The sequence below is a fragment of the Vibrio sp. WZ-1 genome (assembly GCF_052037695.1).
Taxonomy (GTDB): domain Bacteria; phylum Pseudomonadota; class Gammaproteobacteria; order Enterobacterales; family Vibrionaceae; genus Vibrio.
The window spans coordinates 72014-87399 of record NZ_JBQEQR010000078.1 but is presented as its reverse complement, the minus strand read 5'-3'; the positions used below and the strand labels follow the sequence as shown (position 1 = coordinate 87399).

The following is a 15386-nucleotide window of genomic DNA, read 5'->3' as shown; positions in this document are numbered from 1 at the left end:
TTTTAGGTTGTTAGATACCAGGACAAAAGCCGTAGCGAGAGTAAGTGACTTAATACGCATTGGAGCCTGTGAACCCTTTGAAGACAGTCATAAAGATGATTTTGATGTCCATCCATACCGACCAGTGGTGAATGTAATCTAGGTCGAACTCAACACGCTTTTCCATTTTATCTAGGGTGTCCGTTTCTCCTCGGTAACCGTTGATTTGAGCCCATCCGGTAATACCCGGTTTAACCTTGTGACGGAGCATGTATCGATTGACTATCTGGCGATACTCTTCGTTATGTGCAACTGCATGTGGACGCGGGCCAACGATAGACATCGTGCCCTGAAGTACATTGATAAACTGTGGTAATTCATCAAGTGAAGTTCGGCGTAAGAACCCTCCAAACGGGGTGATTCTAGGATCGTTTTTTGTTGCTTGCTTTACGTCGTTACCTTGCTCCATCGTGGTCATAGAACGAAATTTCCAAACGGCTATTTTACGGCCATCTAATCCGTATCTATCTTGCTTAAAAATAACCGGCCCCTTTGAAGTTAGTTTTATTCCTATAGCGATAGCGATTAGAAGGGGAGAAATAAGCAGCAAGATGAGGCTCGACAGCACTATGTCTTCTACTCGTTTCACCCACGTTGCAAAGCCAGAAAACGGTGTATCAAAAACACTTAATGTTTGTACGTCACCAATTTGATCCCAACGAGAATGAAGTAAGTTGTAGGTGAAAAAATCTGGAATAAGATAGGTATTCGCCGTTGTGTCAGAAAACTGGTTTAGGAAAGTCGTAATGCGTTCGTTTGCATGCATTGGCATTGCGATATAAACGTAATCAACCTCACCGTTTTTGGCGCGTTCAAGAGCGTTGGCTACGTTACCTTTAATTGGATAGTTAGGACTGTTAGGGAGTCGATCTGGCGTGCGTTCATCATAGAATCCATCGAATACAACACCGTGCTCGCCATGTTTTTTTAGCTCTTGAGCTAGTGTAAGACCGTGAGGTGTTTGCCCGACGATAATCGCGGTTCTAGTATTGTATCCCTGCTTGCGTAGGTAAGAGAGCAGGCTTCTCACAATCATTCTCCATGAGATTAAGAAGATTGGTGTAGATAGAACCCAGCTGGTGATGAGCGATTTATTGAATAGCGTGTAAGTTTGAGAGTAATAAACAACGATGAACAAGAAAGCGCAGCTCACAAACCATGAGATACAAACGATAAAGACTTGCTCTTTAAACGAACTGGTACGCCATGAGCGATAGAGTTTTCCGCTTTCTGCTAAAACCAAAAATGAAAGGCTCGCTACGCCAGATAGGATGATAGAGTCTTTTGCGATAGTTTGGGGGCCAGTGATGAGAAATATCACCATAAGAGAAATAATGACGAATAAGTCTGCAACTCTATATAGAAAGGCGAATTCCATTTCATGAGAGCGTATCAAACCTTTGTGTTTCATAAGCGAATTCCTTTTTACGCATGCTACCGCCCTTGAGTGTCGTTTCTCAAAATCCGTGATTTATAGGGTGGTTTTGAAGGGCTAGTTCGGCTTGTAATTAAGTGCCACAACAAAGAATGGCGGAGCTGAATAGCGCAAAATAGTGTAGGAATTCACACTCTTTAGTTAAGTGGAAATAAGCATGAAATTTCACTCTGGGCTGATTTCAGTTGAGTTAAGAAAAAAATAGTACTTTTAGAAAGTTGAGTGGGAAAAGTGGTAGAGGAGGGACTTTGTAGTAAAAACTAAGGTTTACTCTGGCTCATTTAAACTCACGATAAAGTAGAGAGCTGAAGTTCGTGATTGTGGTTAATTGGTTTGAAAACAAAAAATCCCTCTCGAGTGAGAGGGATTGGTAGCAAGCAAAGGTGATTGAATTCTTATTCTACGTCGATGCCATTTTCTTTGTATAGGCGTCTACATGCACGGCCATCGCTATGGAAAAGGTGGCAGCGATGAGCTGGAATACCAATTTCAAGCTTATCACCAGTTTCTACTGGTAATGTATCCGGTTGACGGTAGATGACGTCGGCATCAGCGCCGTCAAGGTTTAGGTAAACCTGAGTTTCGTTGCCAAGCTTCTCTACAATCATTACTTCACCGTGAATGGTTGCATCAGACTCAGACGCTGAAAGCAGATGCTCAGGACGCACACCTAGAGACATGCGGTCACCACGGTTTACTGTGGTTCCATCTACTGGAATCCAGAATGACACACCATTCGATAGTTGTACTTTTACGCGCTCCGCTTCTACTTCATCAATGAATACACTCATGAAGTTCATCTTTGGAGAGCCGATAAAGCCAGCTACAAAACGGTTCTGTGGGTAGTGGTATAGCTCTAGAGGTTTACCAACCTGGGATACGTAACCACCATCTAGTACTACAATCTTGTCTGCCATGGTCATCGCTTCTACCTGATCATGCGTTACGTAGATCATGGTGCAGCCTAGTTGGCGTTGTAGTTTGGTGATTTGCGCACGCATGTTTACACGTAATGCAGCATCAAGGTTAGAAAGTGGTTCATCAAGAAGGAATACGTTTGGTTGAGAAACCAAGGTACGACCAATTGCAACACGTTGACGTTGACCACCTGATAGCGCTTTTGGTTGACGCTCTAGTAGGTGGCCAAGTTGAAGGATTTCAGCTGCGTGTTCTACGCGCTTATCAATTTCAGCTTTGTCTGCTTTTGCCAGCTTAAGACCAAATGACATGTTGTCATATAAGTTTAGGTGTGGGTAAAGAGCGTAAGACTGGAATACCATACCAACACCTCGTTTGGATGGTTCTACGTCGTTCATGCGCTCGTCACCAATATACAAATCACCTGAAGTAATGTCTTCAAGACCGGCAATACAACGTAGAAGGGTAGATTTACCACAGCCAGATGGACCAACGAAAACAACGAATTCACCTTCGTTGATCTCTAGGTCTACGTTCTTAGAAATCAGTACGTCGCCATACGCTTTACAAACATTTTTTAACGTGACACTCGCCATGTAGCTCGTCCTCGATCAATTTTTATTTTTCACCGCTCATCATTATATGAATTTTCTAGCGAGCAGTAACAGTAGGAATCGGTAAGTTATTAATGGAGGTAAGAAAAACAGGGTAGCGCTCATATAAAACTCTTAACGAGCGCTACCCACCAAGGCCAAGTACGAGTTTCTCTCCCCCACATTATTCGTGTTGTCTCCCCCGTGAAATAATTACCACAAACAACACCAATAATGACATTCCACTCGTATGGCAATGCAAAACCAGCAAATCTTGTTACCTATAGGGTAGGTACTGCTGGGAAAGGGTTCTTACCATCCACTCTTGGATGACTGCAGTTTCTAAGATTCTGTTCACTGCTACATCCTCCCAATAGAAATAATTGCAGGGGGAGTAGGCAGGGAGGAGTGGAAAAGGAGGAGTAGAGAGCAAGTTGGGCGGATATCACATTATTGCTCGACCTAAAGGTGAAATCGATCACAAGAAGTGTTCATTTTGTGATTTGGGTCGCTAACCCTTGGCGATTCAGATCACGAAAATACGTCATAATTACAAGGGCGTAGGGATTAGGAGGATGAGACATATTGGAATATTTCAGATGATATATGTCGAAATACGGCTGAACCTCAATGGACTAGCCCTACATCAAAAATATAAAAAGGATACGAACATGAAAAAATTAAGCGCTCTAGCACTAGGTACTCTTGTTGCTTTGGGTTCTTTTGGTGCTAATGCTGCCATCGAAGAAGGACAACTAACGATCTGGATCAACGGCGACAAAGGCTACAATGGTCTAGCTGAAGTTGGTAAAAAGTTTGAAGAAGACACTGGTATTAAAGTAACAGTGGCTCACCCAGACGGCCTTCAAGATAAGTTCCCTCAAACAGCGGCTACTGGTGATGGTCCTGATATCGTATTCTGGGCTCACGACCGTTTTGGTGGTTACGCAGAAGCTGGTCTACTAGCAGAGATCAAACCTTCTAAAGACATCCAAGAAGGCATCGTTGATTTTGCATGGGATGCAGTACGTTACGACGGCAAATTGATCGGCTACCCAGTAGCGGTTGAGTCTCTATCTCTAATCTATAACAAAGACCTTGTTCCAAACCCACCTAAGACATGGGAAGAAGTTGCAGCGCTAGACGCAAAACTTAAGAAAGACGGCAAGTCTGCAATCATGTGGAACCTAAAAGAACCGTACTTCACATGGCCACTAATGGCTGCTGACGGCGGTTACGCATTTAAATACACATCTGAAGGCTACGATGTGAAAGATGCTGGTATTGCGAAAGAAGGCGTGAAAGACGCGATGAACTTCGTTAAAGGCTTAGTTGATAGCAAAGTTATCTCTCCAGATATGGACTACTCAGTATCTGAGTCAGCGTTTAACCAAGGTACTGCAGCGATGACTATCAACGGTCCATGGTCTTGGGGCAACATCGAGAAATCTGGTATCAACTACGGCGTAACAACACTTCCTAAGTTCCAAGGCCAGTCTTCTAAGCCATTCGTTGGTGTTCTAACTGCTGGTATCAGCACTGCATCACCTAACCGTGACCTAGCAGTAGAGTTTATCGAAAACTACCTATTGACTAACGATGGTCTACGTATGGTTAACAACGATAAACCATTAGGTGCGGTAGCGTTGAACTCTTTCCAACGTGAACTAGATTCAGATACACGTATCGCTGCAACAATGGATAACGCGATGAACGGCGAAATCATGCCAAACATCCCACAAATGAACGCATTCTGGGGTGCTGCTAAGAACGCTATCATCAACGTTGTAGACGGTCGTCAAACTGTAGATGCTGCTCTAGCAGATGCAGAAAAACAAATGACTAAATAATTTGTAATACCCTTTTAAGGAGGGGGCAACTCCTCCTTACTTTTCTATATTTATTCTATATTCGCTAGCAGGTTCCCTATGCAGTCAGTTCAAGGTACAAATGCTATGACAGCACCAGAAGCCAACCTTCCGAGCAGCAAAAAAGTGTTTATCAAATGGGCACTATTAGGCACAGTCGGCATCATCAATGGCTACGCAACAATTCTAATGTATTCTCGCGGTGAGATTGCGTTTGCATTGCTAACACTAATTCTTACCGGTTTAGCGTTGTTTATTTTCGGTAGCAAGAAGACTTATGCTCACCGTTATATTTACCCTGGTATCGCAGGGATGATCCTTTTCATCCTTTTCCCTTTGGCATACACCATAGGTTTGGCGTTCACCAACTACAGTGCGAAAAACCAGCTTTCATTTGACCGTGCACAGACGGTACTGCTCGATAGAACATTCCAAAGTGGTGATAGTTACCCATTCACACTGTACAAAAATGAGCAGGGTTACCAAATTGTGGTTGAGAAAGGCGAAGCGCTTTTAGCAACGCCAACCTTTGAGCTGCAAGGCTTTTCTGCGACAGATTTAGACTTAACACCAATCACAGAAGCAACGGGCGACAAAGAACCAATTAAAACGATCGTTAAAAACCGTAGTGCTTTAAGTGGTGTTGATTTACACCTGCCAAATGGTGATGACATCCGTATGAGCGGTCTTCGTAAGTTTGCGGCTGTGGTTCCTCTTTACACGCTACAAGATGATGGCGAAACGCTATACAACAACCGTACTCAAGAGACTCTACGTCCTAATATGGATGTCGGTTACTACCAGCCAGTCGATGAAAACGGCCAGTTTGTCGGTAACACTGTTTCACCAGGTTTCATCGTAACGATCGGTTCACACAACTTTGAACGCGTATGGAAAGATGATGGTATCAAAGAGCCGTTCATCAGTATCTTCATCTGGACAATTGTATTCTCTGCACTATCAGTATTGTTTACTCTCATTATCGGCCTAGTACTAGCGAGTGTGGTTCAGTGGGAAGAGCTGAAAGGCCGCTCCGTTTACCGTTTACTACTTATCTTGCCATACGCCGTACCAGCATTTATCTCCATCCTGATCTTCAAAGGTTTGTTTAACCAAAGCTTTGGTGAGATCAACATGTTGCTTGAAGGCTTGTTTGGTATCAGCCCTGCGTGGTTCTCTGACCCATTCATGGCAAAAGCAATGATCTTAATTGTGAACACTTGGCTAGGTTTCCCTTACATGATGATTCTGTGTATGGGTCTGCTAAAAGCGATTCCGGACGACTTGTATGAAGCTTCGGCAATCGATGGCGCTAACTTTATCTCAAACTTTACCCGTATCACGCTGCCAATGATGATCAAGCCATTAACGCCGCTTCTGATTGCCAGCTTCGCGTTTAACTTCAACAACTTTGTACTGATTGCATTGTTGACAGGTGGTGGTCCGAACATGATCGGTACTTCAGAACCTGCAGGTTACACCGACTTATTGGTTAGCTACACATACCGTATCGCATTTGAAGGTGCGGGTGGTCAGGACTTTGGTCTGGCAAGTGCAGTAGCAACGCTTATCTTCCTGTTGGTTGGCGCATTAGCACTTATCAACCTGCGTGTAACTAAAGTAGCTCAAGATTAAGGAGACATTACAATGGCAATGGTACAAGGTAAGTCATTAAAGTATCGTGTATGGGCTACGCACGCCGCAATGTGGGCGTTCTTAGCACTGATTATTTTCCCTTTATTAATGGTCATCGCTATCTCATTCCGCGAAGGTAACTTTGCAACGGGTAGCCTGATCCCAGACAACCCAACGCTGGATCACTGGAAGCTAGCGTTAGGTATTGCAGTTACTAATGCTGACGGCACGGTGACACCACCTCCATTCCCGGTTATGACTTGGTTGTGGAACTCAGTTAAGGTTGGTGGCATTTCTTCAATCATCATTGTGGCACTGTCTACTACATCGGCTTATGCATTTGCCCGTATGAAGTTCAAAGGCAAGAACACCATCCTGCAAGCGATGATGATCTTCCAGATGTTCCCAGCTGTACTTGCTCTTGTAGCTCTGTACGCATTGTTTGACAAGCTAGGTCAGTACATTCCGTTCCTAGGATTGAATACGCATGGTGGTTTGATTTTCGCTTACTTGGGTGGTATCGCACTGCACGTTTGGACAATCAAAGGCTACTTTGAGAGTATTGACTCATCTCTGGAAGAGGCCGCTGCACTGGACGGTGCAACACCTTGGCAAGCGTTTAGACTGGTACTTCTACCGCTGTCTGTGCCTATCCTAGCGGTAGTGTTCATCCTGTCATTCATTATGGTGATTGGTGAAGTTCCGGTAGCATCTCTACTGCTTTCTGATGTAGACTCTTACACATTGGCAGTTGGTATGCAGCAATACCTATATCCTCAAAACTACTTGTGGGGTGACTTTGCAGCTGCTGCGGTTCTTTCAGCAGTGCCAATTACTGCAGTATTCTTACTTGCACAGCGCTGGCTTGTTGGTGGTCTAACAGCAGGTGGTGTGAAAGGTTAATACTTAGTTTGGTCGCTAAGTATAGACGGAATAACAAAAATAGGGCGACCAATGGTCGCCCTTTTACATAGCGTTGATATTACATTCTTGGTTTGGCCGCCGATCAGTAATATTAGCCATTGGCGTTACGCATAGCTGGCTGTTAGCTTTGTTCCTTACTATGAAAATCACTAACAGTTTTTGTAACCATTGCCTGAGTTTTAGCTCGGGCTTTTTTGTATCTATAAATCGTCTTTTTAGTCAGATGAGATTAGCGGTTTTGCAAAGGATTACACAGTACGGTTAGAACGCCGTGCGTCGCACTTCACATAAATAGTAGGAGATGGTTCGCTTACATTTAGCTAGTTGAGAGACAATTAGAACTCTCGACTTGATGGTGCACATCCAACATATTGAAGTAACGTATATAAGCTTGTTTGTTGTAATGCAACGCGGCGAAATAGATCGGCAAAGGTAGCATCACCTCCAAAGCAAGTTTGGATGTAATGGTTTATTTCTTCGTCTTTGTACCCTTCAACATACATGGTCCTTACCCATTGATATTCGACGGCTTTAAGATTAGTAAGTGTTGTTTCACTAAGAGTTGTAATTATTTTCAAGGCTTACGCTCAAGCTTCCTGACAGTGCAGAGATTTAAGCAAAATAAAGTGAAAGAAATATGACAAAGGGAAGGGGACAGGACTGTTTAAATGATGGGTAGAGGAGCAAAATTTTGAGTATTGAGGAGCGATTAAAGCCAGTAAGTCATCGCTCCACAGTAAAGCAAACTATTTGAGATATTTGACGTGTGCTTCCATCTCCTCGCCAATTTCTTTGCGCATGTTCATTAGGCGTATTGCTGACTGCTCTAGAGCTTTATCTTCATCTGATTCAGGAATCCACTTAGGTATATCGGTAGGTTTTCCATCCTCATCGACCGCAACCATGATAACGATACAGTGTGTAGTCAGGCGATTTTTGAGCTCTTTGGGATCACTTGCTTGTACATCAATCGCGATATGCATTGAACTACGGCCTGTATAGATAACCTTTGCACTCACTTCTACCAAGTTACCAACATGAATTGGTGCAACGAAACGGATACCACCCGCATAAGCAGTTATACAGTATTTACCACTCCAAGCTGCGCTGCATGCGTAAGCGGCTAAGTCGATCCACTTCATCACCGCACCACCGTGTACTTTCCCTCCGAAATTTACGTCTCCTGGCTCAGCAAGAAAACGAAGGGTAATGTCTCTTTGACCGCTGCTCATCTGTCATTCCTTTGTTAGTTATCCAGCTTAAATGTAACAGCAATGCAATAGCTCTTAAATATGTCAGTAAAACATTTCTTACATCACTACATTATCTATTTGAATTTAGCAATTCAAAATCTGGTTAAAAATCATTCAAAATTCGAGTTTTATCATTTGATAGATAAAATATAAGTCACACTTATTAAAAAAATACACTTTTGATAATAAACACACTAATTCAATTAATTGAATATTCGCCTGGTTGATTATCTTACTTTTGAGATTGGCGTGTCTTTATTTGTAAGGCTTGTGTAAGAAATTGTAGTTATGGAATGCATATCACATAAATGTCTATTTGAATAAGTATTCACTTTAGGCGTTATTTGGTGATTGTTTGCTCAATTGCATATAGTTTAATTATTTCGTATGGTTTTGCCCGCTTTTAAATAACACTTTATGGTTAGTCTCTTGTTTCGTTCTCTAAGTCTCGCTTTAGCTATCTCGTTAATTAGTATAAAGATATATGCTGATGTGGACTCTGGGTATCTCTATGCTTCAGGGTTTGGTGACTCTGAGCATGTCGCTCTAAAAGATGCTAAGAAGCAATTGGCACTTAACTTGATTAGTGTTATTAAAGTGAATGAAAAGTCATCTATTGTTAAAACTTCTCGTGGTGTCGACTCATTTTTTTCTCAGGATTCATCTATTCACTCGCTCCCTATCCAAGTTCCGCACTTGGAAGTTTTAAGTCACAAATGTGGTGAAAAAGGTTGTGAGTATCGTTATCGGCTGAGTAAGAAAACCTGGCAGAAACAGGTTGAGCATGATTTGACTGCGTCGTACCAAACGGCTGCGATAGAACTTAAAAATCTCAGCAACAACTGGCGTGGTGTGAAGGACTACTTTCATGCTGAAGAGCTAGTGACAAGAAGTTCTGTTCAGCTTGATGTGCTCGGTATTTTAGATTCCGATGCTGCAGAGTCATACCGTGCACAGCACTTACAGATTAGCGAAGCGATGAACGCAAAGAGAGCAATGCTCTCAATTTCGTTTGTCGCATCGAATGATGCTTTTTCTCATCAAATTCACGAGTTGCTATCACGTCACGCATTTGCGTCGAATCATGGTGGTATCTCCGTTTATATCAAGACGAAATCCCAGCAGGGACGACAAGGTAAAGACTTTGTCTCCAAGCAAAGTCTTCAACTCAAAGTCTTCGATTCAAATTCATCTCATATGGTGACCCAAAAGGTAATCACCGTGTTAGGTAAATCCCAAGCTAGCTCTGCGGCGGCAAAGCACGCTGCTGAGCAAAAAATAATTAAAAAGCTTACTAATAAGTCTATCTATTCAGTATTGATCTAAAGGATACAAAAATGTTTAAAAAAACAGTCATGGCTTCTCTATTTGCTACCGCACTAGCAGGTTGTTCTTCAATGCCAGGTATGGAGTCTGCGACGGTTGACCGCAACGAAATGAGTGCAGCTCTTGTTAAATCTTGTACCGAGCTAGGCTCTGAGTACACGCCAGTATCTTACGCTGTAGATAAAGTGTCTAAAGTGATGGTGTCGATTCAAGAGCGCCAATGTGCTGTATTCCAAGACTACCGTACACTAGCTGACAAGCATGCAGACGTAGCAGGTTTCCTAAAGATCAATGCTGATAAGAGCGATGAAGAGCTTCTTGTTGCGATGAATCAATTCGATGAAGGCAAAGCTGAAAACAAGAAAATTCGTCCACAAGTTGAAGCGTACAAAGCTGCGTCTGATTCAATCTTTGACAAGAACGTTGAGCTAGCGAAAGACATCGCGCTTGAGGCGGCTGAAATTGCAATTATCGCTTCAGACAACGCGGCTGTAATTGCTCAAGATTCTGCAATGGCTGGTTTAGGCAACGCACTTTCTTTCTTATCGAATGAGTCTGAAGAAGAAGGCGAATCGGATGCAGAAGCAAAAGAAGAAGTGCCAGTTGTTGAAGCTTACAACGAGATGAAAGCACGTTCTCTTCTTGTTTACGATGCAAACGACATGATTTCTCTAGACCAAAACACAATCGAGCAACTAGAGAACCTAGACAAAGTTTTAGCAGAGAAAGTTAAGTCGTAATGAAATATTCAAAGATCGCAACACTTGTCGCTGCTGGTCTTGTTTTAGCTGGGTGTAATAGCACGCCCAGCCAACAAACTTACGCAGTTGAGAGCAACGCAGGAAACTCGTCTTTAATCATTGGTAAATCGGCGTTTGAATTTACCAACAGTGATATTGAAGTGCCAGCATACTTCAACACTCAAGGTCTTCAATTCTGTACTTACGAAGCAAACGAGAAAGATAGCCGTTGTCCGCTCGCTAAAAAGACTATTCGACTTTACTTCGGTGACGTTCAAACTGACGTTAGCGAGAGCCTTCAAGGAAAATCTGCCGATGTATTCAATGCAATGCATTCAAGTATTGGTAAGTTCGAAACGAAAGCGCTTGAGAACACGTTAGAAAACCAATTTGCTGGTGTGAACCGTTTCCGTATCTTGACGCGTGACACTAAGTCAGTAAACGCGGCGATGGAAGAGATTCTTGCCGATGAAGGTGCAGCAAAAGTCGCACAAAAAATGAGTGGTCGTGACAGGCTATCGACGGACTACATCATGAAGGTCGACGTGCTTAAAACCGGCGATATGCTCTTTGGTTCGACGCAGTCTTTATTCCAAACATCAATGGAAATGACGACGGGAGTTATTGACCCGTACACTCGTGAAAAGCTGAGCTACCCAAATATTGGTAAGATCCGTGTTTCTAACTTTGATGTTCGTGATAAAGAAAGCTTCACAACCGTAATCGCAAATGGTGACTATTACCGCGGCTTTAACTACACCAGTAGCAAAGACGTTGATTCCGTGATGAACGAAATGGCATCACGTGGTTTCGATATCATGTTGACTCGTCTGCTAAAAGAGATGCCGGCAACAGCACAAGTTATGGGCATCAAAGGCGACCGAATCTCGCTAGATCGTGGTCAAAATGCTGGTGTATTACCAAATGAAACCATGGTTGTGTTTGAGTACAGTGCAGGTTTTGTTGAGCCAATCGGTGTGGCAACGGTTAACCCTAGCCAACAAAGTGCTCAAGGCAAAATCGTACGCTGGAAAGACAGTAAGCTTGCTGATCAAGTGAAAGACGAAGCTGAGCAGGGTATTTACCGTCCAGATCGTCAGCGTCGAATCTTTGCAGTTAGCGTCGGTGTCCCGATGGAATTCATGAAGGAACGCAGCACATGGGCGCAAAAGGGATAAGTCTTAGTCTTACCCTCGGTGGATTGCTTTCGGCTGCACCTGTAGTTGCGCTTGAACTTGATAAGAGCCAGTCAACACTGGCTCTTGTTGAGCAGGGGTGCGCCTATGGTCGTGGTGCGTTAGCGATAGAGGGGGCGAAAGCGGATGCGATCAATAACCTGCGACTATTTTTAAATGGGCAGGTTTCACTTTCTTTATCTTCTGAAGATTCCGAATTACTCAACGAACAGTTTAATCAAGCTGCTCGAGAAATGTTAGTAACTGGAATCGAGAGAGGGATGATCACTGCGGATTTTGGGCAACCTGAAATCTACGGCGATGATACCTGTGTGAATGTGCGTCTTATGCCACCAACGCAAACAGAAGAAGACTCAGACGAGGGTATTGTTTGGGGTTCTGACTCAACGATTTCTGTTGTGGTAATCGGTGAGGGTATCCCGAACGCTAAGCAAGGTTTAAGTGCGCGCCAAGCGGCTGAGCAAGATGCATTTCGTCGTGCTATCAGCCAAGTTTTGGGCGTGATGGTTAAATCTGGCTACCTTCAGCAAACCTATTCAAGCATGTCGGCAAATGCGGTCAGTGATGACTTTAACTTGCATGATGTGGCTGTCCAATCCTTATCAATGCAATCGCAAGGTATGATTACTGGTTGGAGCGAAATTTCTAGCCAAACTAAACCAAATGGTGTGCTTGTCGTGACGCTCGATGTGTCTGTTGAACGCCAAAAGGTTGAGGCTAAGATCGCTCAACTTATCAAGAGCTTAGGGCAACCTGCTGTTTACGTGGATGCGCACCTTCCGGTTGTTCAAACCACGTTCAGTAGCTCTCTTGCTCAGATGGGCTTCGATCTCTCTGGTACTCCAGAGCAGGCAACCATCATTCTTCAAGTTCAAGAAAAAGAGAAAGTGACGCCTTCCGGCTTGCAGTTGGAATTGGCGGCTAAGCTATTAGACCGAGCGGGTAATGAATACGGTAATTGGCACAACGATCCAACACTGATGACCCTTCCTAACAAAGAGGGGATGCTGAATGAACTAGCGTCAGTACACTTGGCTGTCGATCAAAACCAGAAAATGCTGACTCAAGCGTTACATAGCGCAGTCCAAAAGATGGCAATGCGTGGTGGCCCGGTTCGAGAATTGATCTTTACGCCGAAAGCGGCGGGTCAACAAGGTCAACTTTATACCTTGCTTAGTGCGATTAACGGTGTTTCTGATATCAAGATTGAAAGTCGTTCTGGCAAGGTGATTGTCCGACTTCGCTCATTAAACAACGCCAATGACCTTGCTCAGTTTATTCAGCCAACGTTGCGCATTCATCAGCCAAATTATCAGTCCAAGCTACGTGTTTTGAACGATTACCAAATCAACGTGCTTTAAGACTTCTACAGGATATTTATGTTTAAAAAAACACTTCTTTCATTGGTACTAGCAAGTGCCTTTGCTTCTGCACATGCAAATGTAGATTTTGACCTTAATGATCTCGTTCCTGCAACCGATGCCCCTTCTGAAACACAAGCTGTAAATACAGATGACGTAAAAGAGGTGGGTGATCTCGTTGTGGCAGCAGACCCGAAAGCCGCAGTACTTGTTGCTCACCAAAGCCTGATCGAAGACGAAGGTGATGGCGTTAAGATGATCGCAGTTGGCTCGGGTATCGGTATTCTATCTACAGGTTCTGGTAGCTACGAAACTTACGAAAACCGTAACGCGACGTTGTTATCTAAGCGTGGCGCATACATGAAAGCTTTCCAAATTGCGAAAAAGCAATTAGTGGAAAACATGGAAGGCATGAGCAACATGTGTGCTACAGCAATCAACGAAACCATGGACGTGATTGATACTGCGACAGAAGGCGCGGCAAACACCACAAGCATGATGAGCGATAACTGTGCTGAGTCAGTAAAAGGCGCGTTGGCAGGTTACGTGACGTTCGATGTGTATGATGATCCGAGTGAAAACTTAGTTCGTGTTAGTTTGATTTCAACGCCGAAAACACGTGAGCAAACGAAGCGTAAAGTGGGTGCTCTGACTCAGACAACAGAACCGAACGTGATTTTCAAACAAATCATCGCTGATCTGCAAGCGGGTGTGATGCCTCCTGTAGGTGCGAAAGTGATTACCAACGCTGAAACGGGCGAGTCGTTTGTACTTGGTTTCGGTTCTTCGATCATTCGTGATAACAAGAATAAGAGCGTGAAGCGCAAGCTGCTTGGTATGTCTAAATCTCAGGCGCAAGCTAAAGCGAGAAACGGTCTGATTGCAGTAATGCAAGGTGAACAAGTTTACTGGGAAGGTGGTTTCACTGAGAACCAGTTAGAGAAGAATGAACAGTTCGAGTACCCACCTGAGAGCGTTAACCCAGCAGATGCGAAAGTATTGGCAGAAGACAAACATACGTTCATGAACAACATCAAGAGCTTTGATTCGTACAAATCATTTGCTGCGGGTCAAGTTCCTCCAGGTGTTTCTGTTAAAACCTTTAAGAGCAGCGATGGTGACTGGATGTTAGCCGTTGCGGTCTATGCCCCTTCTTTAGAGGCGACGGCAAAGCAAGCGGCTGCAGAAAACAAAAAGCGTGTTCGTGAAGGTCAAAATGCAAGCTCAGACCACAAAATTTCAACAACTGGTGGCCTGACTGACGGAAGCAACAATACTCAAGGGCCATCTGGTCAAGTGAGTAACGCAAATGATCTGTAACCACAGATACTTGCTTGTTCTGGTAGGCCTTTTAGGTCTACCAGCTTTTGCTTCCGACTCTCATTCTTGGTCGTTCAACGGCACGGATTATGAGCTTAAAACCAGTGATTCAGAAGTGTCAGTTGAAGTGAAAAGGCAGCATGACCTGACTACGAAACAAATGAAGTCACTGTGTCGTAAAGGGCTTGGTTTAGAGCTTCGCAAAAAATACGAAGACGAGTTGCTTGAAGGTGGTTTCATTCGTGAAACTTTAGATTCGTGGCCTTTCGCGAGTCTAACTTACGAACTGACCAATATTCAGTTTTCTTCACTGAGTAAGAGTCAAGCTCAGTGCCGTGCGAATGTGAATGATACTGGCTACAAAACCAATCTCCAAACCACAGCGCTGAACTATGCCGTTGCGTATTACTCAACAAAGCAGTACCAGCACATCAAGCCGATATTACCGTTGATCATCAAAGAACCTAGCGTTGCGATGGATGCCGCAGGTTTAGTCACCTTGCTCTTATCTCAATCAGACGTGGCCAAAGCTGAAAATTATTATCAACAGTATGTTGATGTTCCCGCGATTTCCAACAGTGAAATCAAGCACTGGCTAGCTCAATGGCAGTTTGAGCAAGGAGAACTTGAGGAAAGTTTGTTCATTGCAAAGCAGTGTCCAAGCCGAGAGTGTGAGCGTCTGGTGATAGACATTGAAGATCAAATGTTTGAGCAACAAGCTGAGAGTGTCGGAGATCTGTCTTCTTATTTCTGATTTAACAAATTACGGTAACTCAAT

The 15386-nt window shown here is 43.7% G+C and carries 12 protein-coding genes; 9 read left to right on the top strand and 3 right to left on the bottom strand.

The annotated features are described in order from the left end of the window. Positions 1–49: 49 nt before the first annotated feature. Both ACTS60_RS14715 and malK read right to left on the bottom strand, forming a co-directional pair. Positions 50–1450: an undecaprenyl-phosphate glucose phosphotransferase gene (locus ACTS60_RS14715; RefSeq protein WP_440888842.1), complete on the bottom strand. Its 1401-nt coding sequence runs from the start codon at positions 1448–1450 to the stop codon at positions 50–52. Between the two features lie 419 nt (positions 1451–1869). Further along, positions 1870–2988: a maltose/maltodextrin ABC transporter ATP-binding protein MalK gene (malK, locus tag ACTS60_RS14710; protein WP_440888841.1), complete on the bottom strand. Its 1119-nt coding sequence runs from the start codon at positions 2986–2988 to the stop codon at positions 1870–1872. Positions 2989–3656: 668 nt separating this feature from the next. Between malK and malE the strand changes: the two genes are divergently transcribed. The 3 genes from malE to malG all read left to right on the top strand — a co-directional run bounded on the left by malE (position 3657) and on the right by malG (position 7391). Then, entirely contained in the window at positions 3657–4835 is a 1179-nt protein-coding gene (gene malE / locus ACTS60_RS14705; protein ID WP_440888840.1) for a maltose/maltodextrin ABC transporter substrate-binding protein MalE, read from the top strand. A 78-nt stretch (positions 4836–4913) separates the two neighbouring features. Continuing rightward, positions 4914–6488 (top strand): maltose ABC transporter permease MalF, encoded by a 1575-nt coding sequence (gene malF, locus ACTS60_RS14700; protein ID WP_440888839.1) that lies wholly within the window; start codon positions 4914–4916, stop codon positions 6486–6488. 12 nt (positions 6489–6500) lie between these two features. Further along, a complete protein-coding gene (gene malG, locus ACTS60_RS14695) occupies positions 6501–7391 on the top strand; it encodes a maltose ABC transporter permease MalG (RefSeq protein ID WP_440888838.1) in 891 nt (296 codons plus the stop codon). Positions 7392–8158: 767 nt separating this feature from the next. Here malG and ACTS60_RS14690 read toward each other — a convergent pair. Then, positions 8159–8644 (bottom strand): acyl-CoA thioesterase, encoded by a 486-nt coding sequence (locus tag ACTS60_RS14690; protein ID WP_440888837.1) that lies wholly within the window; start codon positions 8642–8644, stop codon positions 8159–8161. A 513-nt stretch (positions 8645–9157) separates the two neighbouring features. Between ACTS60_RS14690 and ACTS60_RS14685 the strand changes: the two genes are divergently transcribed. From ACTS60_RS14685 to ACTS60_RS14660, 6 genes are read left to right on the top strand one after another with little or no spacing between them, the layout of a single operon-like run. Next, the gene (locus tag ACTS60_RS14685; protein WP_440888836.1) at positions 9158–9991 is read left to right on the top strand and encodes a hypothetical protein; all 834 of its coding nucleotides are present in this window, start codon (positions 9158–9160) and stop codon (positions 9989–9991) included. 11 nt (positions 9992–10002) lie between these two features. After that, a complete protein-coding gene (locus ACTS60_RS14680; RefSeq protein ID WP_440888835.1) occupies positions 10003–10731 on the top strand; it encodes a hypothetical protein in 729 nt (242 codons plus the stop codon). Further along, positions 10731–11909, top strand: coding sequence for a hypothetical protein (locus ACTS60_RS14675; protein ID WP_440888834.1), 1179 nt, complete (start codon positions 10731–10733; stop codon positions 11907–11909). Before ACTS60_RS14680 ends, ACTS60_RS14675 begins: the two co-directional genes overlap by 1 nt. Continuing rightward, positions 11891–13288 (top strand): hypothetical protein, encoded by a 1398-nt coding sequence (locus ACTS60_RS14670; protein ID WP_440888833.1) that lies wholly within the window; start codon positions 11891–11893, stop codon positions 13286–13288. The genes ACTS60_RS14675 and ACTS60_RS14670 overlap by 19 nt, the downstream gene beginning before the upstream one ends. An 18-nt stretch (positions 13289–13306) precedes the next feature. After that, the gene (locus tag ACTS60_RS14665) at positions 13307–14608 is read left to right on the top strand and encodes a hypothetical protein (RefSeq protein ID WP_440888832.1); all 1302 of its coding nucleotides are present in this window, start codon (positions 13307–13309) and stop codon (positions 14606–14608) included. After that, positions 14598–15362: a hypothetical protein gene (locus tag ACTS60_RS14660; RefSeq protein ID WP_440888831.1), complete on the top strand. Its 765-nt coding sequence runs from the start codon at positions 14598–14600 to the stop codon at positions 15360–15362. The genes ACTS60_RS14665 and ACTS60_RS14660 overlap by 11 nt, the downstream gene beginning before the upstream one ends. Positions 15363–15386 lie beyond the last annotated feature (24 nt).